Genomic DNA, 25,635 nt, shown 5'->3' with positions numbered 1-25,635 from the left:
GGGCGCCGTCACCGGCACCCGTCCGCGGCAGCGTCAGTACGCAGACCGATTGTCGGGGGCTGCGGGCACCGGCAGGCGAGTCACCATGCCGCCCGGCGTGGTCACCACGTCCAGCAGGGCGGCGGTTTCCGCGTCCATGTCACCCGAAGCGTTGGTGGGCCGGTACTTCATCTGGAAGGTGGCGATGACCTCACGGGTGGCGGTGTCCATCACACCGGTCTGCGGCGTCTGGTAGCCGACCTGCGCCAGCTTCTGCTGGAACCAGGTGACGTCCGGCACCGGCACGATCTGGAAGACCGCGCGGCGCACCTCCAGCAGCGACGGGTCCGGCCAGGGGATCAGGCCGGCATCGGCCAGCTGCCGCCAGGGGAAGGCGGGGCCCGGGTCCTGCTTGCGGCCCGGTGCGATGTCGTTGTGGCCGAGGATGCGGTCGGGCCGGATCTGGTGGCGCTGCACGATCTGCCGGACCAGGCGGATGACCTCGTCCACCTGCGACTGCGGATAGCCGGCATAGACGCGGCCGGCGGGTGTGTCGGTGAAGCCGGGGTTGACGATCTCGATGCCGATGGAGGCCGAGTTGAGATTGGTCGCGCCGGCCCAGTAGCTGGCGCCGGCATGCCAGGCGCGGCGGTTCTCGTCCACCAGTTGGTAGGTCTTCACCGGGTTGTCGTTGACCAGATAGTGCGCCGACACCTTGCCGCCGGTGGTCAGCACCTTGAGCGACTTGTCGAAGTCGATGGCGGTGTAGTGCAGGATCAGGAACTGCACGCGGCTGTCCTGGTTCTCCGACACATGGGTGCGGTCGATCTGCGGCGTGGGGGTGGCGCAGGCCGCCAGGACAACAGCGGCGGCAAGGGTGAGCAGGCGGGTGCGAACGTTCATGGGTTAGGGCAGTGGAGCAGACCGTGTGCTGCGCAATGTAGCGGAGACTGCGGCGCGCCGGGCGGCCGACAGGGCGGTGTCCGGTTGCGCAAGGGTCAGCGTCAGGTGAAGGGGCAGGGCGGATCGCAGGCCGGTGGCGATGGCGGGATGCAGCGTCAGCACCCGGCCGGCCGCACTGATGGGCAGCGGGCCCAGCCGGCGGCACAAGGCCAGGGCGAGCCGGGCGAGTTCCACACCGGCGCGGTGCAGCAGGGCCAGGGCGTCGGTGTCGCCCTCGTGGGCGGCTTGGCCAACGGCCAGGGCCAGTTGACCCAGGCTGCCGCGACGGGCCGCGGCATCGCCGCCGTAGAGGAAGTGGCGGCTGAGGGACCAGTCGGGTCCCCCCAGGCGCTCGAACATCCGCCGGGCGAGCAGGGACTGCTGCCAGGCGCCAGGTGCCTCGTCTTCGCGCCGCCAGATCAGGGCCAATGCCTCGCGGGCGATCCAGAGCCCCCCGCCTTCGTCGCCGATCAGCGGGCCGCGTCCGCCTGCGCGGTGCAGGGCGCCATGGGTGTCGATGTGCGCGGCGATGGCGCCGGTGCCGGCGTAGACCAGGTGGCCTTCCCCCGGCTGGAAAAGGGCGTGCCAGGCGGCGGCGATGTCGCTGTCGCAGCGCAGGGTGTCCGGGGGCAGGCCGAGATGCTGGGCCAGCAGGTCGCGCAACTGGCGGCCCGCGGGGCCGTCGGGTTCCCCGAGGCCAGTGATGCCGGCGTCCAGGCCGAGGATGCGTCCGTGGCCTGCGGCGGCCCGGACGTCCGCCGCCAACGTCTGCAAGGTCTGGGCGAGGGTGATGCGGCCAGCAGTGCTCTCCAGCAGCAGGGCGGTCAGGCCGCCCACGGCGCCCCGGGCGACACAGGTGCCGTCGGCCTGGGCCAGGCACCAGCGGGTCTGGGTGCCGCCGGCGTCCAGGCCAAGCCCCAGCCAGGGCCGGGACGCGAGGGGCGAGACCTCGGTCCGCGCAGTGGCTGCACGGGCGTCAGGGGAAGGAGGGGCGGAGGAGGGCAGGCTCATGGCGGTCCGATGGGACGCCAGCGTAGGTCGGCGGCCGCGCGCGCACCACTGTCAATGCGGGGCCAGGGTATGAGCTTGGGTCATGGGTGCGCCGACGAAAAAAAACCGCCCTGGCGAACCAGGGCGGTCGTGGATGCCGGAGGGCAGCGGCCCGAGCCGCTGTCCGTGCCGGTCCGCAGGCTTTAGAAGTCGGCGCTCAGGCTGATCGAGGCGAAGCGCGGGGCACCGACGTAATAGAACACGCCGCTGGAAGCCACGGAGTAGGCGCTGCCGTCGCTCAGGGTGGTGTTGTACTTCTGGGCGTTGGTCACCGAACCCGACGACAGGTTGCGGTACTTGGCGTTGCCGATGTTGCTCACGTTCAGGCGCAGCTGCACGTTGCTGGCGAAGCTCACCTCACCGAAGTTGTAGCCGGCGTCGAAGTCGGCCATCCAGTAGGTGGGGATCCATTCGTCGTTGATCATCGTGGCAGCCTGGCGGCCGGTACGCTTGACCTTCAGACGGCCGTAGAAGTTGCCGTATTCATACTGCACGGACGTGGCGACGATGCGCTCCGGCGTCAGCGTGAACTGCTTGCCCGACAGCGGCAGGTAGACGTCTTCCTTGCCACCGTTCTTCAGCGTGGCCTTGGCGATCAGCAGGTCGTTCTTGATTTCGCTCTTCTGCATCGTCAGCGATGCATAAGCGCTGAAACCCTTGAACTTGCCGGTGCCCGCTTCCAGTTCCAGGCCGCGGTTGTTCACGTCGCCCGCGTTCTGGTAGGTGCTCTTGTCGGCGATCGGATCGTAGGCGTTGGCCTGACGGTTCTTGAAAGCCGAGTTGAACAGCGTGGCCGACAGCGACAGGGACTTGCTCTGATAGCGGTAGCCCAGGTCGGTCATCACCGAGGTTTCCGGCTTGGCTTCGCGGATCAGCGAGGCCACACCGTTGGTCACGGCGATGTTGGAGCCGGTGAAGGCGAAGTTGGCCGGAGCGCGGAAGTTCTTCGCCATGCTGAAGAACACCTGGTGAGCCGGCGCCAGGTTGTAGCGCAGGGCCACTTGCGGCAGCAGCTCGCTGTAGCTCTTGTTGATGTTGTAGTTGACGCCCAGCGTTTCGTTGGCGTAGTTGGTCACATCACGCTTGACGTGCGGCGCACGCAGGCCGAGCGACAGCGAACCGTTGTCGTTGTCGAAGGACCAGTTGTCGTTCACGTAGGCCTGGTAGGCGGTGCTGATGGTGTCCCAGTCACGACCTTGGTACAGCGAGCCGTCCGGACGGGCGATACGGCCGTTTTGCAGCCAGATGTCGCTGGGGTTGCCGGCGTTGTCGATCGACACGATCGGCTGGGTCTGCTTGTGCTCGGCACGCTCGAACCACACACCGACGCGCAGGTTGTGGTTGCCCAGGGTCGTGTTCACTTCGGTGGTCACGCCGGGACGCGAGGTGCGGGTCACGCTGGCGCGGGCCACGGTCACGGTGTCCAGGGTGTCGCCGTCGCCGTTCAGGTCCTTCTTGCCGGTGTTGGTGCCCTTGGTCGAATCCAGGAAACCGGATTCGCTCATCGCCAGCTGCGACCAGCCGCCGTTGCCGAAGCCCCACCACAGGTAGGGTTGGACCTTCAGGTAGGTCGCTTCCGCCAGCTTGAAGGAGCCGGACACCGACACCACGGCGTTTTCAAACGGGTTGTTGGCCAGCTTCCAGTAGTTGGGGCTCTGCGTCGGATCCTTCACGCCGGTGCCAGGCGACGGGGCGGCGTGGCCGGCGAACGTGTTGGAGTAGTCCGTGTAGTAGTTCGAGGCGATCTGGGCGGCGCTGAGCGTGTAGAACGAGTTGTTCACAGCACGGTTGTAGAGCACCGAGCCCAGGATGGTGTTGTCAGGGTTGATGTCCCAACGGAAGGCCGCGTCGATGTGGTCCTTCTTCGCTTCGCCTTCGCCCTTCCACTTGTCCGCCTGGGTGTGGGAGTAGCTCAGGAACACCTTGGCGCTGTTGTTCAGGAAACGGCCGGTGTCGTAGCGCACGAAGGTGCGGGTCAGGTTCAGGTCACCCAGCGTCTGGCTGACGCGGACGCGGCGCTTGTCTTCGGGGTCGCAGCTGGTGATGCTCACATTGCCGCCGGTGGCGCCGGCGTGCGGCGAGTCCACGTCCGGGCTGCCCTGCGAGATCGACTGGGTGCAAAGGTTTTCCTGGTCCGCGTACTCCTGCGGATACACGGCAAAGTTGCCGGAGTCATTGACGGGCACGCCGTTGACGGTGAAGCCCATCTGGTCGGAGCCGAAGCCGCGGACCGTCAGACCGCCGCCGAACAGGCCGGTGGCGTCGTGGTTGAAGGTGCTCACGCCCGGCAGCAGGGCCAGGGCCTGGAACGGGTTGCCGGTGGCGCGGTCCTTGTCGATGGCGGCGCGGGTGACGGTGCTGCGGGCCTTGCCGGCATCTTCGTTCAGCATCTGCCCGGTGCCCAGCTTGCCGCCTTCGCCGGTGATCACGATGGTGCCCAGACGGACGGTGTCTTCCTTGGCGCGGGGAGCGCCGTCGTCTTCCGTCTGATCAGCCTTCTTCTTGGCTTCCTGCGCCATGGCCGGCATCACCACAGCCATGGCGGCTGCGGCGGCCAATGCCGTCTTGCTGAAACCCAACCACTTGTTCTGACTCATTCTTGCGCTCCTGTGCGACGAACCGATTTTTTGAAAAGAAACCACCGAATCCGCGGCTGTCATGGAAGGCATCCCTCGCCCCTTCCGGACCATTCGTGCCAAACCTTTGCGGCTTGAAAGCCCGCAAACGTTTTGCATCTGTTGTAGCGGTCCGAAAATCTCCCGACCGCCGGTCTCTATCAACCAGCCACCCTCTACTTGTGTGCAAGGTCGTCCCACGACCTCGCCTTGATCTCAAGCAAAAAGCCTACCAGTCGCGTCACTCCCCAGCAATGCGACCAACACCGGCCCACTAGGGTTTGCTCCCGTCCTGATGACTTTGTGCCAGTGGCGGTTTTCCGGCGCGCCGGAACCCGCCTCGGCGATTCACGGACGCGAGTCTCACGGCGGGATGTTGAAGGTTTGTGACAAGAAATGACAGGAACGCGGGGGTGAGGACCCGCCGCAACAGTCCGCGCCAATGCCCATGACTATTGGCATCTCTGGCGACACAAAGCGGCATTCAAGAGGGTTTTCTCGGGGGTCGAGAAGCGCACCTAGAGACGATCTGACGTTGCGCGGAATCGACAGATTTCAGCGCGGTTACAGACGCTCAGACCACGAAGGTCGCTGCTGGTCCTTCCGCATTCAGTGCGTTCAGCGCGCAGGCGACCAGGGTTTCTCCCGGTTCGGGGGAGGGCACGTGGCCAGCGGGCGGGAGGACCACCAGGCGCCAGCCAGCCTCGCCTCGGTGCACGGCGCGTCGCCAGAGGGCGAAGACTCGAGCGGGTGCGCCATCCTGGGTCACCAGCTGGAGCTGGCCGTCCCGCAGCCGCAGCAGTTGCACCGGTCCGCAGGCAGGTGCGGAGAGCCAGGGCGTGGCCGGAGGTAGCGCCGGCTGCGCGTAGACGCCCTGACGCAATTGCTGGGTCAGTCCGCGCCGGTTTTGCGCCAACGGCACCATGCTGAAGTGCAGATGCCCCCCGCTGACCGGCGGCAGGCGACAGATCTCGATCTGCGCCGCGATTTCCTCCGGCGCCCAGCCCGCCGCATCGGTCACCGCGCGACTGGTAAAGAGGCCGGGCCAGATATGACGCTGCTGGGCGTTGAGCCCCTGCCACGACCGCAGCAGTGTCTCGAAGGCCTGCGGTTTCTGCGCCCGTGGCCAGTAGAGCTGCGGTGCCAGGTAGTCCAGCCAGCCGCGCGCCAGCCACAGCTCCACGTCGGCATAGAGCTTGTCGTATTGGGAAAAGCCTTCGATCCCCGCCGGCCGCAGATCGGGCCGGGGCAGGCCGAACGGGCTGATGCCCAGCCGCGCCGTTGGCCGGCACTCGCGCACCAGCGCATGCAGTTGCTCGACCAGTCGGTCCACGTTGTCCCGTCGCCAGTCGGCGCGGGTCAGCCGTCCACCCTGGGCGACATAGCGTGACCAGCTCGGCTCGTCCGGGAAATCCACCTCCTGCTTGGCGGCATCCTGGACGGGGTAGGGATAAAAGTAGTCGTCGATGTGCAGGCCATCGACCGCATACCGGCTCAGCAGGTCACGACAGACCGCCAGGGTGTGGGCCGCCGCCTCGGGCTCGCCCGGGTCGATCCAGAGCTGATCGCCGTAAGTCCTGACCCACTCGGGATGAGCCCGGCTCACGTGAGTGGCCGCCGGCGCCGACCGACCGCCGCTTTGCCGGGCCCGGTAGGGATTGATCCAGGCGTGCAGCTCCAGGCCGCGGGCATGCGACTCCTCCAGCCACACGGCCAGCGGGTCGTAACCGGGGGACTGGCCCTGCACGCCGGTGAGGTACTCGCTCCAGGGCTCCAGCGTGGACGCATACAGCGCGTCCCCGCTCGTGCGCACCTGCAGCACGACCGCATTGAGCTGGAGCGCCACGGCGGTGTCCAGCAACTGGCGGATCTCGGCCTTCTGCTGCTCGGCCGGCAGCCCGCGCCGGCTGGGCCAGTCGATGTTGGCCACGGTGGCGACCCACACGCCGCGGAACTCGCGCGGCAGCGGCGGCGGTCCGTCGGCCGGCGCGGTGGTCGGCGGCACCGGGCGCGCTGCGGAGGCGCAGCCAGCCAGTGCCGCGACGCCCGCGGCGCTCGCGGTGAGGGCGGGCCAGCCCAGGGCCGCATGGAGCAGATGTCGCCGTTGCATCGGTTCAGGAGTCCAGGTTCCGCGAAATGCACACGATACCGCGCCCGGCCGCAGGTCCTGCCGAATCAGGCCTCAGGCTGCTTCTTCCCAAAGCCGTCCGGCACCCGGATCAGCGCCGTCATCACCAGCGACGGCACCGCGGCCACCAGCACCCACAGGAAGAAGTGCAGATAGCCCAGCTGCGACTGCAGCCAGCCGCTCCACATGCCGGGCACCATCATGCCCAGCGCCATGAAGCCGGTGCACAGCGCATAGTGGGCCGTCTTGTGCGGCCCGTCGGCCACCAGGATCATGAACATCAGGTAGGCGGTGAAGCCCAGCCCATAGCCGAACTGCTCCACGGCCAGCGCGGCGCAGATGGCCCAGAGGGAACCGGGATGGTTCCAGGCCATGGCCACGAACACCACATTGGGCAGGTGCATCGCCAGCACCAGGGGCCAGAGCGCCCGCTTCAGCCCCACCTTGGAAATGATCCAGCCGCCCAGCAATCCCCCCAGCGTCAGTGCCACCAGGCCCACGGTCCCGTAGGCCAAGCCGACGGCCTTGTTGTCCAGACCCAGTCCGCCTTTGGAAGCGGGGTCCAGCAGGAAGGGCGTCGCCAGTTTCAGCAACTGGGCTTCCGGAAACCGATAGAGCAGCAGGAAGCCGATGATCACCATCAGTCCGGGCTTGCGGAAGAACTCGCCGAAGATGTCAAAGAAGTGATGCCACTGCCGCTGCGCGGGTGGCGGCGGCAGATCGGCGGCGGGGCGGGGCAGTCGCCAGGCATGGAAGCCGGCCAGGGCGATGAACACGGCGGCGCACAGCGCCAGCACGACCTGCCAGGCATGGGCCCAGTCCTGGCCTTCGTCATGCAGCTCGCCGGCCAGCCAGACCATGCCACCGTTGCAGGCGATGCTGGCCAGCCGGTAGAAGGTGGAGCGCACACCCACGAAGGCGGCCTGCTGGTGCTGCGGCAGGGCCAGCATGTAGAAGCCATCGGCAGCGATGTCGTGGGAGGCGGAGGCAAACGCCATCAACCAGAACATCGCCAGGGACAGCTGGAAGAAATGGTCCATCGGCAGCGTCAAAGCGACCGCGGCCAGTGCGGCCCCCATGCCCAGCTGGAGCAGGGTGGTCCACAGACGTTTGGTGCCCAGCATCTCCACCAGCGGCGACCACAGGGGTTTGATCACCCACGGCAGATACAGGCTGCTGGTGTAGAGCGCCACATCGGTGTTGGACACCGACATGTTCTTGTAGATCACGGTGGAGAGCGACATCACCACCATGTAGGGGATGCCCTGCAGGAAGTAGAGCGACGGCACCCAGCCCCAGGGCGATACGGAGGGCGACGCGCCGGCATGGGCCTCGGGAGAGGCTTGCGCCCCGGCCTTGCTGGGAGCTTCAGCGCGGGTGCTGTCGGAAGGGGGGATGGGCTGGGATCGGGTCACGGGATCAGACGGGGCCGGCATGGGTGCAGTGTCTCATCCGACGGGACCGACTCGCGCAGGGCCCAAAGCTGACCCGCATCAAGCCCACCCGCTCAATGCCGGGCCAGGGCCTGACGAACACTGCCGGCATGCGCCTGCAGCAAGCGCAGCGCCTGATCCGCCGGCACCTGCTTGAGCAGCATCACCACCGCCGTCTTCACGCTGAAGTCACAAGCCTCCAGCGCCTGCCGTGCGCTGGCCTCGTCCACACCGGCCGCCCGCATGGTCAGGGCCACCGCGCGCCGCACCAGCTTGGCATTGCTGGCCTTCATGTCGACCATCAAGTTCCCATAGACCTTGTTCAGCCGCACCATCAACGCACTGGAAAACGCGTTCAGGGCCATCTTCTGGGCGGTGCCCGCCTTGAGCCGGGTGCTGCCGGAGATGAGTTCGGCGCCGGTATCCAGCAGGATGGGATGGTCGCTGGCGGCCAGGACGGCGGTGCCGGGGTTGTTGGCCAGGCCAATGCACAGGCATCCGGCCGCGCGGGCCGCCGCCAGGGCGCCCAGCACGTAGGGCGTCTGACCGGACGCCGCAATGCCCAGCAACACGTCGCCTGCTGCGGGCGTGACCGCTTCCAGGTCCCGGCGCCCCTGGGCCTCGTCATCCTCCGCGCCTTCCACCGCGACGAACATGGCGGCCTCACCGCCCGCGATCAGCGCGACGGCCCGCTCCCCGGGCCAGGAGAAAGTGGGCGTGAGCTCCACGCTGTCCAGCACCCCGAGACGACCGGACGTTCCGGCGCCGGCATACAGCAGCCGCCCCCCGGCGACCATGCGGGGCAGGGCGGCGTCCACCGCTGCGGCGATCGCAGGGGCGGCGGCTCGCACGGCCTCCAGGGCGGTCTGCTGGTCCTCGACCAGCGCGGACACCAGCCGCGCGCTGTCATAGAGGTCCAGGTCCGGATGCCGCTGGCTGGGGGTCTCGGTGTTGAGGATGTTGAGCATGGCGGCCCCACTCTATGCCCTGGCCGGGTGACCCGCCAATACATGGCGCCGGTGCGCTCATAACCAGCGGCTATCTGGTGGTCAACACTTGGTGGTCAAAGCCGGCCCTCTGCCTGCACCACCGCATCGATCACCTCCGCCAGACTCACCGGGCGGGGCGATGCATCCAGCTCCACCAGCACCAGATAACCCCGGTCCTGGCCGCCCTTGGTGAAGGCTTGCAGCAGGGCTAGCTGGTCGCTGTGGACCATCGTGCCGCTGGCATCCCAGTATTCCATCGCCACCATGCAGCCGTCCGACGGCGTGCCGGGGAAATAGCTCGCGCCCTGGTAATAGCGGGGGTCGATGGTGCTGCCATGCATCAGCATCTCGTCCCGACCCGCCAGGCCCGCCAGCCAGGCTTCCTGCATCGGCGCATAGTCGCGCCAGCTGGCCGGAAGCAGGGCGCGGTAGCGGTCGATGGACCAGCCGGGTTCGGTCGAGCCTGCTGGGCGCTGCTCAAAATCCGCCACGCTGGCTTCGATCGGCACTTTCGAATGCAGATACGGCGTCGGTCCGATCCAGACATTGGTCGCCGCCCGACCGGCGCCCTGGATGGCAAACAGACCCTGCGGCGTATTGCCCAGGGTGATGGTGCCCGGCAGGCCGCTGCTGGACAGGGCCAGCTGGGCGATGTTGAACAGGCCCCCGTCGCTGCGACGCACGAACCGCCCATCGGCCTGCCGCACCAGCGCCAGGCCCATTTGCTGGCGGCCGGGCCGCTGGAAGCTGAACACGACCGGGAACCCCGGCCGCACGGCCAGCAGATCCGCCAGCGGCGGACGGGCGGCTTGCGGCAGTCCCTCGGCAACGAACAGGGCCTGGACCAGGGCCTGCATCCGCGGCTCGGACGTCTCCCGCTGCATCACCTGGGACCGCACCAGTGCCAGATCGGCCGCCTGACGGGTGCGCAGCAGCGTGTAGGCGGCGATGGCGAACTCGCGCGGCGTGCTGAGCAGGGGGAGCAGGTCGCGCAGCAGCGGGGCGGCGTCCTGCGGATAGAGGGTGTAGGCCGCCGTCAGCAGCGGGCGCTGCACGTCCACCGGCTGTCGGTCCAGGCCGGGGAGAGCGGCCAGCAGGGCGGACCGGGCGGTGTCCTGTTCAATGTTGTAGTGCGCCACCAGGCGCAAGCCTTCCGCCAGCTCGCGCAGGGCGGCGGTGTCCTGCGGTGCGCTTCGGGCGACGCCGGCCGCGCCACGGATGCGGGCCCGGTCCAGCTCCATCCGGTCACGCGCCTGGGCGGCGCTGCCAACGGTGGATTGGAACTGCCCGGGGCGTAGCGCCTGGAGTGCGGCTGGGCTGAAATCATTGGATGCCGTCGCGGGCCGTCCCCCTGGCGGCTGTTGCCCCGGCGCGGGAGCCTTTGTGGCGCACGCGGCCAGTAGGGCGGCCACCACGAGGGGTGCCCAGCGCATCAGGCGGGAGGCCGATGCCTCGGACGGCGAAGCGCACCGGCGCGGGGAGGTTAATGGAAGCGGGGACAGGGAGCGGATCATGGATGGGGCTCGGAGGAAGCGGGGTCAGTAGGGGCACGATGGATCAGCAACGCATTGGCCAGCGGGCGCAGCAGGGGCTCATTGAAGGGACGTCCCGTCACTCGCTGACCCTGTAGCAGCAAGGCCGTGCTGCCGCCGCCGTCCAGGTTCAAGGCCTGCGTCACGCCATGGGCCCGCATCTGCTGCGCGAGTTCCGACAAGGTCATGCCCAGCGCCCCAGGCTGCCGGCCTTCGACCAGCACCACGGTGAGGAAACGACGAGTGGCATCCAGGCCAACAGCGGTTCTGGGATGACGCACCTTGCAGAACGCGCACGAGGCATCGTCAGACGGTTGACGGGTAACACCGTCCCGGATCAACCACGGTGTGCCGGCCACCGCCAGTCCGCCAGGAGGGGGAGCGGGCACCGGAGGCGTCAGTCGCATGTCGCATTGCTTCATCACGCTGCACTGGAGCAGCGGACTGTCCTCAGCGGCCAGCACCGGCGCCCACACGTCCTCCCCCGACACGGTCCAGCCGCGGGGCTCGAACCGGCTGGTGAAGAACGAGGCATTCACCGCCACCAGCGCCTGCGTGGCTCCTTCGAACTGGTCCAGCGTGCGGCCTCTGTCACGGGGCGGTGTGAGGGTCAGGACCAGGGTCGGGTCCTGCAAATCCAGTCTCAGCCAGTGCAAGACCTGCCCCGGTGTGGCGACGTCCTTGGCGTAGAGCAGCCCGGCGGCGCCGTCCACGGGCGTCCAGGACAGTCGCGTGGCGGCTGCAACGACATCCGTCGGCGCGGCGCCAGTCGTGACGGCCCCCGGCGTCGCACAGCCGGTCAGGGCCGCGGACGCCAGTGCGGCAAGACCCAGCACCCAAGCGGCCATTCGCCGATGAACCCAATCTCCAAACAGGCCGGAGGGCGAGCGGTGGGTGATGTCGGTCAGCAAAAGGCGACGGGCCATGCCCGCATTCTATGGATGCGAGCCCCCTGCCACCGACCCACTTCGCCGCTACCGGGCACTCCGTTTGCCGTACCGCGCGGCCTTCAAGGGAGTTTTTTGTGAAACATGTCTGTCCACCTGGCCTTGGCGCCGTGATTGCAATGGGAGGCCTGATCGGCACGGTCGGGATGGGGTCATGCCTGGCGCAAGGCGTAACGCCGGCCGGCACCACCGAGGCGACCGCATCAGTGGCGGCTTCAGCGGCCTCCGACCCGGCCGCTGCCGCCGAGCCGCCCCTGTCGGCTGATGCCTGCACCCGCATTCCGGATGCGCGCGACCGCCTGGCCTGTTATGACCGCGCCCATGGCCGCCGGCTGCCGGAACCGGTCACGGCGCCGCCCACGCTCGGCGGCGTGGCCACCAACGACATCGCCATCGTCCCGGCCGCCACCAGCAACCTGCCTGCGGCCAATGACACCCGCGACCCCTGCACCAAGCCGTCCGGTCCGCCCAGCAGTGCCCGGGACTACCTGGGCTCGACCCTGGCCGAGCGCTGGGAGCTGTCCTGCAGCGACCAGTTGCCGGCCTTCATCCCGCGCCCCTACAAGCCGGTCTACCTGCTGCCGGTGTCCTGGACGTCCCGCGCCAACCAGACGCCGCGCGGCTCCGCCTCGCCGGACAACAGCGTGGTCGAAGCCCTGAACCTGGACAAGAACGAAGCCAAGTTCCAGGTCAGCCTCAAGTCCAAGCTCTGGAGCCTGAACGACCACGGCACGCTGGCGGTGTGGGGGGGCTATACCCAGTCCTCCCGCTGGCAGGTCTACAACAGCAAGATCTCGCGGCCCTTCCGCGAGACCAACTACGAGCCGGAAATCATCCTGACGCATGGCATGGGCGTCGCCCTGCCGTTCGGCTGGACCGCCCGCATGGCCAGCATCAGCCTGAACCACCAGTCCAACGGACGGGCGCAGCCCCTGTCGCGCAGTTGGAACCGCGTGATCGGTGAGCTCAGCCTGGAGCGCAACGACACCACGGTGGCCCTGCGCCCGTGGATGCGCATCCACGAGTCATCGGTCGGCGACGACAACCCCGGCATCCAGGACTACATCGGCCGCGGCGAAGCGCTGATCACGCAGAAATGGAACCGCCATGTGTTTGCCCTGCAACTGCGCCACTCCCTGCGCGGCGGGGATCGGTCGCGCGGGTCGGCGCAGTTCGAGTGGGCCTTCCCGATTGCCGGCGGCCTGCACGGGTACGCGCAGCTGTTCAGCGGTTATGGCGAAAGCCTGATCGACTACAACTTCCGCGAAACCCGGCTGGGCCTGGGTATTTCGGTGGTCGAGTGGCGATAAAGGGAAGACACGCGCCGGGCGCCTGAGCGTCCTCCGGCCATGGGAGGGTGACGCCCCGGTGACGCCTGCATGACGAAGCAGCCGGGAACGTCCCCTCCGCGGATTCATCCCGGTTACATGCTGTTGCGTGTGCCGGAATGCATGAATCGGCGGGGCTTTCCAGGCTCCTCCCGATGGCGCTTCTGCCTCAGCCGGGCTAGGCTGGCCCGATGGCTCATGTACTGGATGGGTGCGTGCTCTGGGTGGTGGACTACCGCCTGGACGGCAGACCCTGCCGCTGGATACGCGCCCTGCGGGTCGTGGCGCCGCCGCATGCGTTGATCCAGGAGGAACTGGACGAGCTCTACGGCAGCCGGGCCGAGCTGGTGGAGCTGCGGGCGGCGACGGAGGAAGAGCGTGTGGCCTTCATCCGGGGTGAGCCTCCCCCCAGGCCCTGATGCGCACCGCCAGCGCGGCAATCGCCCGCGCTGGTTCTGCTGAACGCGGCGCCCCGCCGAAATCTCGCGCCAGAGTGCAGCGCCCTCGCAACGAATCCGGCCGGAGTGCCACTCTCGCCACATCTGGCGGCAATGGGTCACTCGCAGGATGCACTGCCCAGCACCTCCCGGCGCCACAATGCCTGCGCGTTGACGAACGGCTGAAGGCCGATGCCGTCGTTGTTCCCGCCCAGCTGCTGTTGCCCATGTCGTCTTCGTCCCCGCGCCTGTTTTCCCTGGCCTGGCCCCTGTTCCTGGAGTTGTGCCTGAACATCGCCGTCGGGCTGGTCGGCACGATGCTGGCGGCTCGGGTGTCGGATTCAGCGGGCGCCGCTTTTGCGCTGGCCAACCAGGTGGCGGCCACGCTGTTCATCCTGTTCCGCATCATTGGCGCCGGCATCAGCGTGGTCATCACCCAGGCGCTGGGCAGCGGCAGCCGGCCGGTGGCCGATGCGACCGCCCGCGCCGCCCTGGGCGCCAGTTCCTGGCTGGGCGGCTCCACCGCGCTGCTGGCCCTGGTGTTCGCCGGGCCGCTGCTGCAGCTGATGAATGCACCCCCCTCGGTGCTGCCGCTGGCCCAGCCCCTGCTGATGGCCCTGGCCCCGGCCATGATGTTCGATGCCTGGAATGCCTCCATGGCCAGTGTGATGCGGGCCCACCTGCGCAGCCGCGACACGCTGGTGGTGCTGATCGTGATGCAGGTGGTGCAACTGGCCCTGTCCGTGGTGCTGATGCCGCGGATCGGCCTGTCCGGTTTCGCGCTGTCGCTGCTGCTGAGCCGTGCCCTGGGGCTGCAGTTGCACCGGTGGCTGTGGCGCGAGCGTCTGTCCCTGCGCCCGTCCTGGTCGGACTGGTGGCGCCTGCCCCGCAAGGAGCTGGCTGCCGTGCTGCACATCGGGCTGCCGGGCGCGGCCGAGAACATCGCTTATCGGCTGGCCTACATGGTGAGCATCGCGGTGGCGGGACAACTGGGGGCGTCGGCACTGGCGGCGCACAGCTATGCCTCGCAGCTGATGTATTTCGTGCTGCTGCCGGGGCTGGCGACCGGCTTTGCGGCGGAGATCGTCGTGGGCCACATGATCGGCGCGGGGCAGTTGCATGATGCGCACCGCCTGGTGCGTCGGGCGCTGGCCCGGGGTCTTGCCATCAGCGTGGCGGTGGCCTCGGCCATGGCGCTGGCGTCCCCGTGGCTGCTGCACCTGTTCACCCAGGACGCCGAGATCGTGCGCACGGCCGTGGTGCTGATGGCGCTGACCATCATTCTGGAGCCCGGACGCACCTTCAACCTGGTGGTGATCAATGCGCTGCGGGCTGCGGGGGATGCGCGTTATCCGGTGATGGTGGGCGCGGGGTCGATGCTGGTGGTGCTGGCCGGTGGCAGCTGGCTGCTGGGCGAGGTGCTCGGGCTGGGCCTGGTGGGCATCTGGATCGCCTACGCGGCGGACGAATGGATCCGGGGTCTGCTGATGTGGCGGCGCTGGGCGCGGCTGGGATGGGTGCCCAAGGCCCGTGCGGTGCACCGCCGGCTGCAGCGGTCACACGCCCATTGATGAGGCCACGGTGCGCAGCAGCTTCAGGTTGGCGGCGCAGCGCTCACGGAAGTCCGCGCTGATGCGCGAGTCGCTGGCTGCGCGTTCCCAGAAGGTTTGCGCCGACCGGGCGGCAACCGTCCAGGCCGCCGCCTCGGCGGGCAGCGGCAGGCGCGGCTGATACTGCCAGGGCGGCAGCTCCACCCCACGCACTGGCGCGTAGGCCATCGGCAGCATGTCGTAGACGGGGGCGAGCTGGAACCGGGCCGACGAGTCGGTGGGTCCAGGGATGAACGACAGGTTGCCGTCATGCATGTCGGTATTGCCGATCAGCTGACCGAACCACCACAGCCTGCGCACCTGCTCCACCGTGTCGCGGGTCAGCCACTTCATGGGCAACAGGGCGGCGAGCGCATCGGGCCAAGGCTTGCCCAGTTTCCCCACGACCGCCGCATTGATCGCGAACCACGACACCACGGGTGATCGACCCAAAGCGCCTTGCCGATCAAAACGGTCCACTTCCAGGAACGTGCGTCCACCACCTTGCAGAATGCGGGAGCGCGACGCCACCAGCCCCAGGGTGTCGCCGGCCACCTCAGCCGCCAGATGTTCACAGATCAGCAGATCCGCCCAGCGCTGCGCGCCGGGAGAAGCATCGGCTCCGGAGAACTTCACCAGCACGTGCTGCTCCGTGCCGTCAGGGCGCTGGCGCAGTGCGGTGAACTTGGGGAACTCGCCGCCGGCCGAGGATCCGACGACCCCGCTCGACAGCGCGTTCGTTGCCAACTGTGCGTAGTCGTCCAGCACGCGGTCCTCGGGGATGCCGAGGCTGCCGGGGTGAGCCTTTGTCGCCTGCACACGATCCAGCCAAAGCCGGCAGGAGGCTTCTCCCAGCAGCAGATTGCCTGGCAGATCGTCCCCGAGGACCGACATGGCATGCAGTGCATCGTCGTCCGACCACAGGCTGGGATCCTCGGTCACCTGCAGAATGGCGGCATACCGCCGCGCAAAGTGCCGACCCAGGAAGCCCTGCGGTCGCATGTCCTGGAGGAAGTAGGGGAGACCTTCAAACCATCCGTCCGACATGGCGTCGTCGAGAGGCCAATGCAAGGGTTGCAGGAACTGGGCGGCCGTTCCGTCGGGATGGACCAAGGAAAGCTGTGCCACCTCCTCAGGCAGACCTTCCGAGTCAATGCGGAACAGCGGCAAATCTGCGTTCAAGCCACGGAGTGAGCGTCGCGCCGCGTAAGTGGTTCGGCGGGCTTGACCCAGCGTGATCACAGCACGGCCTGCCCGCTTGACTTCTCTACTGAGCGTCGCGCGGCTCACGCCCAGCGACAACGCCAGATCCCCGGCCTTGAGAGGACCGGCGCGCCGCAATGTGGTGACGATGTCCATGAAACGATCCGCGCTGCTTTAACAGATTGAATTTAAACATGATTTCGGCAAAATGTGGACTGCAATGAAACGATTCATGAAACGATTCTCCTGACTTGAGCGCTGTCGGTCGCCGGCTCAGATCTTGGAATTTCCCGCACGCCCCTATGATCCGCCCCGCGATGGTGTACCTCTCCAAGCGCTTGGCCCTGCTCCTGACCACACTGCTGGCCGCCTCGGCGCTGATCTTTGTGGCGCTGGACTGGCTGCCCGGCAACGCGGCCCAGTTGGCCCTCGGCCCTGACGCGGCGCCGGAGGCAGTCGCCGAACTGGAGCGCCAACTGGGCCTGGACCAGCCCGCCTGGGTGCGATATGGGCATTGGCTCAGCGGCCTGGCACGCGGCGACATGGGCGTGTCCTCCGCCTACGACGGCACACCCGTTGCATCCCTTCTCTTCGAACGTCTGGCCGTCACCCTGCCGCTGTCGGCGTTGGCCATGGCCTTGACCGTCGTGCTGGCCCTGGTCGCCGGCTGGTGGGCTGCCAGCCAGCACGGCCGCTGGGGCGACCAACTGGTCATGGCGGTCACCCAGCTCGGGTTGGCCGTTCCCAGCTTCTGGCTGGGCATGCTGCTGGTGCTGCTGTTTGCGGTGAAGTGGCAACTGCTGGCCGCTGGCGGGTTTCCCGGCTGGAGCGCCGAACTGGGCGGCGGCTTGTGGCCTGGTCTGCAGGCGCTGCTGTTGCCGGCCCTGTCGCTGGCGCTGGTGCAGGCGGCCATCCTTGCTCGCATCGCCCGTTCGGCCCTGCTGGAAGTGGCCCAGGAAGACTTCATGCGCAGCGCCCGGGCCAAAGGCCTGAGTCGCCGCGCGGCGCTGTGGCGGCATGGGCTGCGTCACGCAGCCATTCCGCTGGTCACGCTGGGGGGGCTTCAGTTCACCAACCTCCTGGCCGGTGCCATCGTCATCGAAAACGTCTTCACGCTGCCGGGCCTGGGTCAGCTGCTCGCCAAGGCGATTGCCAACCGCGACCTGGTGGTGGTGCGCAATGGCGTCATGCTGCTGACCACCCTGGTGCTGGTCCTCAACCTGGCGGTGGATCTGCTGCACGGCTGGATCGACCCGCGCCTGCGCACCCGGACCGCCGCATGAGCCGCCTTCGTCTGACCCTGGGTCTGGGCCTGACCCTGCTGATGCTGGCGGTGGCCGCGCTGTCGCTGTTCTGGACGCCGCACCCGCCCGATGCGATCGACATGAGCCAGCGTCTGGCCGGTCCCAGCGCCACCCATTGGCTGGGCTGTGACCAACTGGGCCGGGACCAGCTCAGCCGGCTGATGGTCGGCGCGCAGAGCGTCTGGCTGGTGGGGCTGGTGGCCGTCGGGCTGGGTCTGGTGGGAGGGACGGTGCTGGGTCTGGTGGCCGCCGCCTGCCGGGGCTGGGTGGAGACGGTCATCCTGCGGGCGTGCGATCTGGGTTTTGCGTTCCCCGCGCTGCTGCTGGCCATCGTGCTGGCGGCGGCTTTGGGGCCGGGGCTGGTGATCGCCATGGTGGCCATCGGCCTGCATGCCGTGCCCAGCTTCGCGCGACTGGTCAACGGCAGCGCCAAGAGCTGGTGGTCGCGCGACTTCGTGCAGGCGGCGCGCGTGGCGGGCCTGGGGCCGTGGCGCATCACGCAGGCCCATGTGCTGCCGCAGCTCACGCCGCTGCTCATCGTGCAGGGCACGACGCAGTTTGCGCTGGCGGTGCTGGCCGAAGCGGGGCTTTCTTATCTGGGCCTGGGCGCACAGCCACCGCTGGCGAGCTGGGGCCGGCTCCTGGCTGAGGCGCAGACCTTGATGTTCGAGGCGCCCCAGTTGGCAATTGCGCCGGGCGTGGCCATCACGCTGGCGGTGCTGGGCCTGAATCTGCTGGGCGACGGCCTGCGCGACTGGCTGGATCCCAAAGGGGAGCCGCGATGAGCCAGCCTCCTTCCCCACCGCTCCTGGACGTACGCGGCCTGAGCGTGTCACTCCCCGGTCCCAAGGGCTCCCGGCTCCAGGCCCTTCGCCATCTGGACCTGAGTCTGGCGCACGGCGAAAGCCTCGCCCTGATCGGCGAATCCGGCAGCGGCAAGACCCTGACCGCGCTGACGCTCATGGGGCTGCTGCCGCCCGGTGCCCAGGTGGAAGGACACGTGTCGCTGCAGGGGCAGTCGCTGCTGGACCTGGATGAAAACGACTGGGGCCACTGGCGCGGACGCCGCGTGGCGATGGTGTTCCAGGAGCCGCTGACCGCGCTGAATCCCCTGCAGAAGATCCTGGCCCAGGTGATGGAGCCGATCGTCCTGCACCGGCTCGCGCCGGACCGGGCCAGCGCCCGCGACCGGGCTCTGGCGCAACTCGCCCGGGTGGGCCTGGCGCCCACGCAGGCCCAGGCCTATCCCCATCAGCTCTCCGGCGGGCAGCGGCAACGCGCGCTGATCGCGATGGCGCTGGCCGGTGATCCGGACCTGCTGATTGCCGACGAGCCCACCACCGCGCTGGATGCGGTGCTGCGCGTCCAGATCCTCGACCTGCTCGACGCCCTGGTGAAGGAACGAGGCATGGGGCTGCTGCTCATCTCCCACGATCTCGCATTGACCGCACGCCGGGTGCAGCGGCTGGCGGTGATGTATGGCGGACGGTTGATGGAGCAGGGCCCGGCTGCCGAGATGCTGACGCGCCCGCGTCATCCCTACACCCGCGCGCTGTGGGCCGCGCGGCCTCGGCTGGGCGGCGGACGTGACCAGCCCTTGCAGGTGCTGCCCGGCGGTGTGCCTTCACTGGCTCAGGTGGGGCCGGGGTGTCCCTTCCATCCGCGCTGTCCGATGGCGCAGCCGCGATGCGCCGCCGAAGCGCCCCCGTGGACCGGCCGCCTGGCCTGCTGGGAGGTCACCGAATGACGCAGCCGACGCCATCGACACCGCCCGGACCGCTGCCGCCCCCGCTGCTGGCGGCCCACCATCTCGCCCAGCGGTATGACGGCAGGGAGGTCCTGCGCGGCATCCATCTCCAACTGGCCGCTGGCGAATCGCTGGGCATCATCGGCGAATCCGGCGCGGGCAAGAGCACGCTGGCGCGTCTGCTGATGGCGCTGGAGCGCCCTAGCCAGGGCCAGGTCCTCTGGTCCGGCGACGACGTGAATGCATTGCCCGCCGCCGAGCTGCGCGCCCGCCGTGCCCGCGTGCAGATGGTGTTCCAGGACCCCTACAGCTCGCTGGATCCCCGCTGGCGTGTCGGCCGCAGCATCACGGAACCGCTGCACCTGCTGCCCCTGGAACCCGACCAGCGCGAGCAGCGTCTGAAGGAGGTGCTCGCCGCCGTCCAACTGGAGCCCGATGCCGCCCAGCGCTTCCCCCACCAGTTCTCCGGCGGACAGCGGCAGCGCCTGGCGATTGCCCGTGCGCTGGTCACCCGGCCGTCGCTGATCGTGGCGGACGAACCGCTGTCCGCGCTGGATGTGTCGGTGCAGGCCCAGATCCTCGATCTGCTGCGGGACCTGCAGCGCCGCGAGGGCATCAGCCTGGTGCTGGTCAGCCACGACCTGCCTGCGGTGGAGCTGCTGTGCGAGCACGCCCTGGTGCTGCGTCACGGTGAAGCGGTGGAGCAGGGCCTCACGCGCGAAGTGCTGGGCGATCCCCGGCATGCCTACACCCAGGCGCTGCTGGCCGCTTTGGCATGATGCGACCCATGGACCGACGTCGATTCACCCTGGGCGCCGCCAGCATGGCCGGTGGCGCCTTGAGCCCCGCACTGCTGGCCGCTGCCGCTGCCGCTTCCAGTTCCGCCCATGCCCAGTCTGCCGCGCAGTCGCCTGCCCGGACGGCCGCCGCCACCGGTGCAGCAGGCCGCCCGGTCGTGCTGGGCATGACCCTGGAACCCAACGGCCTGGACCCCACCACCGGCGCCGCCTCCGCCATTGCCGAGGTGGTGCTCTACAACGTCCTGGAGCCGCTGACCAAGGTGGCCGATGACGGCAGCGCCACGCCGCTCCTGGCCACCGCCTGGACGTCCAGCCCGGACCAGAAAACCTGGACCTTCCAGCTGCGTCCCAATGTCCGTTTCCACAACGGCGAGCCCTTCAACGCCGCCACGGTGCGCTTCAGCTTCGAACGTGCCGCCGCCGACAACAGCCTCAACAAGGACCGCCGCGTCTTTGCCAACATCGCCAGCATCCAGACCCCGGACCCGCTGACGGTGATGCTGACCCTGCGCCAGCCGGAACCGGACCTGCCTGCGCTGCTGGCCCAGTCCACGGCGGTGATCGTGGAGCCGCGCAGCGCCGCCACCAATGCACAGACCCCGGTGGGCACCGGCCCGTACCGGCTGGAACGCTGGCAGCGCGGCGCCAGCCTCAGCCTGACCGCCTGGCCGGACTATCGGGACGCCGCCGCCATCCGCGTGCCGCGAGTGGTGTTCCGTTTCATCGGCGAGCCGGCCGCCCAGGTGGCCGCCCTGCTGGCGGGGGACGTGGACTGCTTCCCCCGCGTGGCGGCCGCCCGGGCCTTGTCCCAGTTCAAGGCGCAGCCGCAGCGTTTCCAGGTCATCACTTCGTCGTCGCGCGCCAAGACCATCCTGGCCATCAACCATCAGCGGGCGCCGCTGGGCGATGTGCGGGTGCGGCGCGCCATCGTCATGGCGCTGGACCGCCAGGCCATCATCCAGGCCAGTGCGGACGGTTTCGGGGTGCCCATCGGCAGCTACGTGACCCCGGACACCCCCGGTTATGTGGACTGCACCGGCATCAACGCCTACAACCCGGCCGCGGCGCGAAAGCTGCTGGAAGAAGCCAAGGCCGTGGGCCTGTCGCTGACGCTGAAGCTGCCGCCGGTGCCGTACGCCCGTCAGGCAGGCGAGCTGATCGTGGCGCAGTTAGCCCAGGTCGGGCTGAAGGTGCGCATCGAGCAGGTCGAATGGGCCCAGTGGCTGTCGGGCGTCTACACCAACAAGGCCTATGACCTGACGGTAATCTCCCACGTCGAGCCCTACGATTTCGGCAACCTGGCCCGACCGGGCTACTACTGGGGCTACCAGAACGCCGAGTTCAATGCCCTCTACCAGCGGATGCAATCCGCGGCCGACCCCGCCGAGCGGCTGCGCCTGTTTGCCGACGCCCAGCGCCTGGTGGCCCAGGACGCGGTGGCCGGGTTCCTCTACCAGCCGCAGTGGATCACCGTGGCCAAGGCGCCGCTCAAGGGGGTGTGGAAACGGTCCCCGCTGTTCGCCAACGACCTGTCCCGGTTGAGCTGGTGACTTTCACACTGCGAACTGCGCGTTGCAGATGGATGCAGTCCGATGCGGCCTCACCACAGGGCAAGCCCCTTGAATGAGGGTGCTGTGCTCTGCTTATCGGCTGTCACATGCCGACCATCGGCCAAGCGGGCTTTTCCCCTACAGTGGCGTCCCTGGCGGATGCTAGCCTGCCGGGTTCGGAGTGGAGAGCCGCATGCCGTTTGAATTGCCCGAATATTTGCAGCCGTTCCTGTTGCCCTTGCTGATTGCGGTGCCGCTGGCCGTGCTGATCTGGATCATCACCGTCCGCCGCGGTGACCATCGCGACCTGGGGGTGCCCCCGCCGCCGGTGCGCCCGCACCCGGACGGCATGCGCACGCCTGCCGCGGCCCCGCGTGCGGCGGCGCCGGTGCGTCCCGCCGCCGTGCCGGTCTCGACCGATCCGGCCGACCGCCTGCCGCTGCTGCTGGTGGACGATTCCGCCGTGGTGCGCGCCAAGCTGCTCAAGCTGTTCACCGATGCCGGCTATGAAGCCCAGACGGCCAAGGACGGCACCGAAGCGCTGGAGCTGATGAGCAAGACCCGCTTCGGCGTGCTGCTGACCGACCTGGAAATGCCCAACATGGATGGCTTCGAACTGATCAAGTCGGTCCAGGGCTCCATGGAGACCGAAGACCTGCCCATCATCGCCATCACCGGCCATGAGGAGCTGCATGCGCGTCTGCATCAGATCCAGGGCCTGTACGGCATGTTCCACAAACCCTGGAACGACCGCGAACTGCTCAAGCGCGTGGACACGCTGTCCACCATGCGGCGGGTCCAGGCATGACCGTTGGGACCTGGCTGCGCCGCGGCGCGGTGTCGGTGACGGTGCTGTCCGCGCTGGTGGCGGCCGGTGCCACCTGGCACCTGCAGCGCAAGCAGCCGGTCCGGGACGGAGAACTGCAACTGCCCGGCCTCAAGGCGACGGTCCAGGTCCAGTACGACAACTGGGGCGTGCCCCACATCGAGGCCGGCAACGAGGACGATCTCTACCGGGCCCTGGGCTACCTGCATGCGCAGGACCGGCTGTTCCAGATGGAGATGCTGCGCCGCCTCTCCCGCGGCGAGCTGGCCGAGGTGCTGGGCCCCAAGCTGGTCGAGACCGACCGGCTGTTCCGCACGCTCGGCATTCGTGAGCGGGCCGACCGCATGGCCGCCCAGGTCACCGCCGCCGCGCTGGCGCAGCCCGGCGCCATGCGGACCCTGCAGGCCTACCTGGACGGCATCAACCACTACCAGGCCACCCGGCCCGCACCGCTGGAATTCGAGGTGCTGGGCATTCCCAAGCGCCCCTACACCATCGCCGACACGCTGAGCGTGGCCGGTTACCTGGCCTACAGTTTCGCGGCAGCCTTCCGCACGGAACCGGCCCTGACGACCATCCGCGACCAGCTCGGACCGGACTACCTGCGCATCTTCGAGCTGGACTGGAAACCCGGTGGGGCCTTGCCGGCCGAGCCGACCGTGGCCCGCCGAACCCCGCCGCCGGACTGGACCGCCACCATGACCCGCCTGGCCGCCCTGAGCGACCAGGCCGCCCAGTTGGCCGGCGTGCCGCAATTCGAAGGCAGCAATGCCTGGGTGGTGTCGGGCAGCCGCACTGCCAGCGGCAAGCCGCTGCTGGCCGGCGATCCGCACATTGCCTATTCCGCGCCCGCGGTCTGGTGGGAGGCGCATCTCAAGACCCCGCAGTACGAGCTGTACGGCCACCATCTGGCGCTCACGCCGATGGCGCTGCTGGGCCACAACGCGCGCTTCGGCTGGACGCTCACCATGTTCCAGAACGACGACGTGGATTTCGTGGCGGAGAAGGTCAACCCGGCCAATGCGAACGAGGTCTGGGCCGGCGGCCGCTGGGTGGCGATGACGTCGCGGCAGGAGGTGCTGAAGGTCAAGGGCCAGCCCGACCAGGTGATCACGCTGCGCCGCTCGCCGCACGGCCCCATCGTCAACGACGCGATTCCCGGCGACAAGGGCAGCCGTCCCATCGCCATGTGGTGGGCCTTCCTGGAGACCGAGAACCCGGTGATGGAGGGCTTCTACCGGCTCAACCGGGCCGACACGCTGGAGAAGGCACGTTCAGCCGCGTCCTTGATCCATGCCCCGGGCCTGAACGTCGTGTGGGCCAATGCGACCGGGGACATCGGCTGGTGGGCGGCCGCGAAGTTGCCGATCCGCCCGGACGGCGTGAACCCGACCTTCATCCTGGACGGTGGCACGACCGAGGCCGACAAGCTCGGCTTCCATCCGTTCGAGGACAACCCGCATGAGGAAAATCCGGCGCGGGGCTACATCGTGTCGGCGAATTTCCAGCCGGATGCCGTGCGGCCGGTGCCGGGGTACTACAACCTGGAAGAGCGCGGCCGCCGACTGGACGGCCTGCTGAGCCAGGGCAAGCGCTGGGACCTGGCCAACAGCCAGGCCTTGCAGCTGGACGTCCAGACGGACTATGGCCAGAAGGTGCTTCGACCGCTGATCCCGCTGCTGCGTGCGGCGGCGTCCGGCGAGGAGCAGCCGCTGGTGGAGGCGCTGGCCCGCTGGAACGGCGCCTATCGGACCGACGGTCTGGCGCCGGTGCTGTTCGTGCAACTGGTCCAGGAGCTGCTCAAGGCGACGATGAAGGACGAGCTGGGCGACGCGCAGTTCGAGAACCTGCGCCGCACCCGGGCGCTGGACCATGCGCTGCCGCGACTGGTGCAGGACGCCTCGTCACCGTGGTGGGACAACCGGGCCACGCCGCAGCGCGAAACCCAGGCGGACATCGTGCGCCAGGCCTGGAAAGCGGCGCTGGCGCATCTGCGCCAGACGATGGGCCCGGAGACCGAATCCTGGCGCTGGGGCACGGTGCACACCCTGACGCATGAGCATCCGCTGGGTCGGCAGAAGCCGCTGGATCTGCTCTTCAACGTCGGACCCTTGCAGGTGCCCGGCGGCCATGAGGTGCCCAACAACTTCGCGCAGCGGGGCGGGGATGCGCCGTGGTCGGTGGTGTATGGGCCGTCGACGCGGCGGCTGATCGATTTCGCACGGCCGCAGGAGACGCTGGGGGTGAATCCGGTCGGCCAGAGTGGCGTGTGGCCGGATTCGCACTACTCGGACCAGGCCGAGTTGCTCGCACGCGGGCAGTACCGGCGGGAGTGGACGGCGCCGGAGGATGTCGCCGCGCATACCGAAGGGCGGCTGGTGCTCAGGCCCTGAGGCCCTGAGGCCATGCGGCCATGCGGCCATGCGGCCATGCGGCCCGTGAAGTTCCGGCGGCTCGGCCAGGCCGGTCAGTGCCTCAGCCTTGACCTCAGTACCACGGCTTGGGCAGCGCCTCGGTCTCCAGTGCCCGGATCACCGCCGGCCGCTCGGCCACTCGGTCCAGATAGGCGCCCAGAACCGGACGGGCGCGCGCCGGATGCGCAAAGCCCCGGGTCCACCGGCACAGCATGAAGGCCAGCGGGTCCAGCAGGGAGTAGCGATCTCCCAGCAGCCAGGGGCCGCCGTGGCGTTCAAATTCCGCGACCAGCAGATCCAGTTGGCCGCCAATGCGGGCTTCGGCCTGCGCCTTCACCTCGGCGCTGCCGGCCGTATTGCCTTCCGCCACCCAGCGCTCGGGGTAGTAATAGGCGATCAGGGACGGCTGCAGGGTGTTGGTCAGCCACATCAGCCACTTGTAGGTGAGCGCGCGCTCCCGCGTGCCCACCGCCGGCACCAGACCCGCCTCCGGATGCGTGTCCGCCAGATGCAGCAGGATGGCGGCGGTTTCGTGCAGCACCAGGTCGTCGTCGCACAGCACCGGCAGCAGGCCGTTCGGATTGAGCTTCAGGAAGTCCGGCGACTTGTGTTCGTTGCGGTTGCGGTCCACCAGTCGCAGCTGGAAATCCACGCCCAGTTCCTGCAGCAGGATGTGGGGCGCCATGCTGGCATTGCTGGGAAAGTAGTGCAGTTCGATCATGGGGCGGGGGTGCGGAGCACCACAACGGCGATGGGGGGATCATCGCATCGGACAGGGGCCGTCCTGCGGAGCAATGGATCTTTACCGCGCGGATACGGGCC

The 25,635-nt window shown here is 68.6% G+C and carries 20 protein-coding genes; 10 read left to right on the top strand and 10 right to left on the bottom strand.

Features of this window, described 5'->3' with window-relative positions:
• Positions 1 to 33: 33 nt before the first annotated feature.
• From DES44_RS18335 to DES44_RS18300, 8 genes are all read right to left on the bottom strand, one after another.
• Positions 34 to 882, bottom strand: a complete 849-nt coding sequence (locus tag DES44_RS18335) for an N-acetylmuramoyl-L-alanine amidase (RefSeq protein ID WP_058933368.1) — start codon at positions 880 to 882, stop codon at positions 34 to 36.
• A 3-nt stretch (positions 883 to 885) separates the two neighbouring features.
• Complete coding sequence (locus DES44_RS18330) at positions 886 to 1,932, bottom strand: N-acetylglucosamine kinase (protein WP_083525221.1); 1,047 nt, start codon at positions 1,930 to 1,932, stop codon at positions 886 to 888.
• Between the two features lie 182 nt (positions 1,933 to 2,114).
• Positions 2,115 to 4,568 carry a TonB-dependent receptor gene (locus DES44_RS18325; RefSeq protein WP_058933369.1) on the bottom strand — a complete coding sequence of 818 codons (2,454 nt, stop codon included), beginning with the start codon at positions 4,566 to 4,568 and terminating at the stop codon, positions 2,115 to 2,117.
• A gap of 592 nt (positions 4,569 to 5,160) precedes the next feature.
• The gene (locus DES44_RS18320; RefSeq protein WP_058933370.1) at positions 5,161 to 6,696 is read right to left on the bottom strand and encodes a glycoside hydrolase family 10-like protein; all 1,536 of its coding nucleotides are present in this window, start codon (positions 6,694 to 6,696) and stop codon (positions 5,161 to 5,163) included.
• Between the two features lie 65 nt (positions 6,697 to 6,761).
• A complete protein-coding gene (locus DES44_RS18315; protein ID WP_083525222.1) occupies positions 6,762 to 8,150 on the bottom strand; it encodes an MFS transporter in 1,389 nt (462 codons plus the stop codon).
• Positions 8,151 to 8,221: 71 nt separating this feature from the next.
• Complete coding sequence (locus DES44_RS18310; RefSeq protein WP_058937118.1) at positions 8,222 to 9,106, bottom strand: N-acetylmuramic acid 6-phosphate etherase; 885 nt, start codon at positions 9,104 to 9,106, stop codon at positions 8,222 to 8,224.
• Positions 9,107 to 9,210: 104 nt separating this feature from the next.
• Entirely contained in the window at positions 9,211 to 10,377 is a 1,167-nt protein-coding gene (locus DES44_RS18305) for a hypothetical protein (RefSeq protein ID WP_058933371.1), read from the bottom strand.
• Positions 10,378 to 10,646: 269 nt separating this feature from the next.
• Positions 10,647 to 11,594 (bottom strand): phosphodiester glycosidase family protein, encoded by a 948-nt coding sequence (locus tag DES44_RS18300; protein ID WP_083525223.1) that lies wholly within the window; start codon positions 11,592 to 11,594, stop codon positions 10,647 to 10,649.
• Between the two features lie 140 nt (positions 11,595 to 11,734).
• Between DES44_RS18300 and DES44_RS18295 the strand changes: the two genes are divergently transcribed.
• From DES44_RS18295 to DES44_RS18285, 3 genes are all read left to right on the top strand, one after another.
• A complete protein-coding gene (locus DES44_RS18295; protein WP_058933373.1) occupies positions 11,735 to 12,925 on the top strand; it encodes a phospholipase A in 1,191 nt (396 codons plus the stop codon).
• Between the two features lie 209 nt (positions 12,926 to 13,134).
• Positions 13,135 to 13,362: a hypothetical protein gene (locus DES44_RS18290; RefSeq protein ID WP_058933374.1), complete on the top strand. Its 228-nt coding sequence runs from the start codon at positions 13,135 to 13,137 to the stop codon at positions 13,360 to 13,362.
• 245 nt (positions 13,363 to 13,607) lie between these two features.
• Positions 13,608 to 14,951, top strand: coding sequence for an MATE family efflux transporter (locus DES44_RS18285; RefSeq protein WP_058933375.1), 1,344 nt, complete (start codon positions 13,608 to 13,610; stop codon positions 14,949 to 14,951).
• Here DES44_RS18285 and yjjJ read toward each other — a convergent pair.
• Positions 14,937 to 16,328: a type II toxin-antitoxin system HipA family toxin YjjJ gene (yjjJ, locus tag DES44_RS18280; protein WP_058933376.1), complete on the bottom strand. Its 1,392-nt coding sequence runs from the start codon at positions 16,326 to 16,328 to the stop codon at positions 14,937 to 14,939. The genes DES44_RS18285 and yjjJ overlap by 15 nt on opposite strands.
• A 146-nt stretch (positions 16,329 to 16,474) precedes the next feature.
• Between yjjJ and DES44_RS18275 the strand changes: the two genes are divergently transcribed.
• The 7 genes from DES44_RS18275 to DES44_RS18245 all read left to right on the top strand — a co-directional run bounded on the left by DES44_RS18275 (position 16,475) and on the right by DES44_RS18245 (position 24,792).
• Positions 16,475 to 17,455: an ABC transporter permease gene (locus tag DES44_RS18275; RefSeq protein WP_232309903.1), complete on the top strand. Its 981-nt coding sequence runs from the start codon at positions 16,475 to 16,477 to the stop codon at positions 17,453 to 17,455.
• Complete coding sequence (locus DES44_RS18270) at positions 17,452 to 18,261, top strand: ABC transporter permease (RefSeq protein WP_058933378.1); 810 nt, start codon at positions 17,452 to 17,454, stop codon at positions 18,259 to 18,261. The genes DES44_RS18275 and DES44_RS18270 overlap by 4 nt, the downstream gene beginning before the upstream one ends.
• The gene (locus DES44_RS18265; RefSeq protein WP_058933379.1) at positions 18,258 to 19,223 is read left to right on the top strand and encodes an ABC transporter ATP-binding protein; all 966 of its coding nucleotides are present in this window, start codon (positions 18,258 to 18,260) and stop codon (positions 19,221 to 19,223) included. Before DES44_RS18270 ends, DES44_RS18265 begins: the two co-directional genes overlap by 4 nt.
• Positions 19,220 to 20,002 carry an ABC transporter ATP-binding protein gene (locus DES44_RS18260; protein ID WP_058933380.1) on the top strand — a complete coding sequence of 261 codons (783 nt, stop codon included), beginning with the start codon at positions 19,220 to 19,222 and terminating at the stop codon, positions 20,000 to 20,002. Before DES44_RS18265 ends, DES44_RS18260 begins: the two co-directional genes overlap by 4 nt.
• Positions 20,003 to 20,046: 44 nt before the next feature.
• Complete coding sequence (locus tag DES44_RS18255) at positions 20,047 to 21,573, top strand: ABC transporter substrate-binding protein (protein WP_058937119.1); 1,527 nt, start codon at positions 20,047 to 20,049, stop codon at positions 21,571 to 21,573.
• A 193-nt stretch (positions 21,574 to 21,766) separates the two neighbouring features.
• Positions 21,767 to 22,381: a response regulator gene (locus tag DES44_RS18250; RefSeq protein WP_058933381.1), complete on the top strand. Its 615-nt coding sequence runs from the start codon at positions 21,767 to 21,769 to the stop codon at positions 22,379 to 22,381.
• Positions 22,378 to 24,792, top strand: coding sequence for a penicillin acylase family protein (locus DES44_RS18245; RefSeq protein ID WP_083525226.1), 2,415 nt, complete (start codon positions 22,378 to 22,380; stop codon positions 24,790 to 24,792). Before DES44_RS18250 ends, DES44_RS18245 begins: the two co-directional genes overlap by 4 nt.
• Before the next feature lie 94 nt (positions 24,793 to 24,886).
• On the opposite strand, the gene DES44_RS18240 is transcribed toward DES44_RS18245, so the two are convergent.
• Positions 24,887 to 25,534 carry a glutathione S-transferase family protein gene (locus DES44_RS18240; protein ID WP_058933382.1) on the bottom strand — a complete coding sequence of 216 codons (648 nt, stop codon included), beginning with the start codon at positions 25,532 to 25,534 and terminating at the stop codon, positions 24,887 to 24,889.
• Between the last annotated feature and the right edge of the window lie 101 nt (positions 25,535 to 25,635).

The sequence above is a fragment of the Roseateles depolymerans genome, assembly GCF_003387155.1.
Taxonomy (GTDB): Bacteria; Pseudomonadota; Gammaproteobacteria; order Burkholderiales; family Burkholderiaceae_C; genus Roseateles; species Roseateles depolymerans.
The sequence above is the reverse complement of the archived record's forward strand: the minus strand, read 5'-3'. Positions and strand labels throughout refer to the sequence as shown.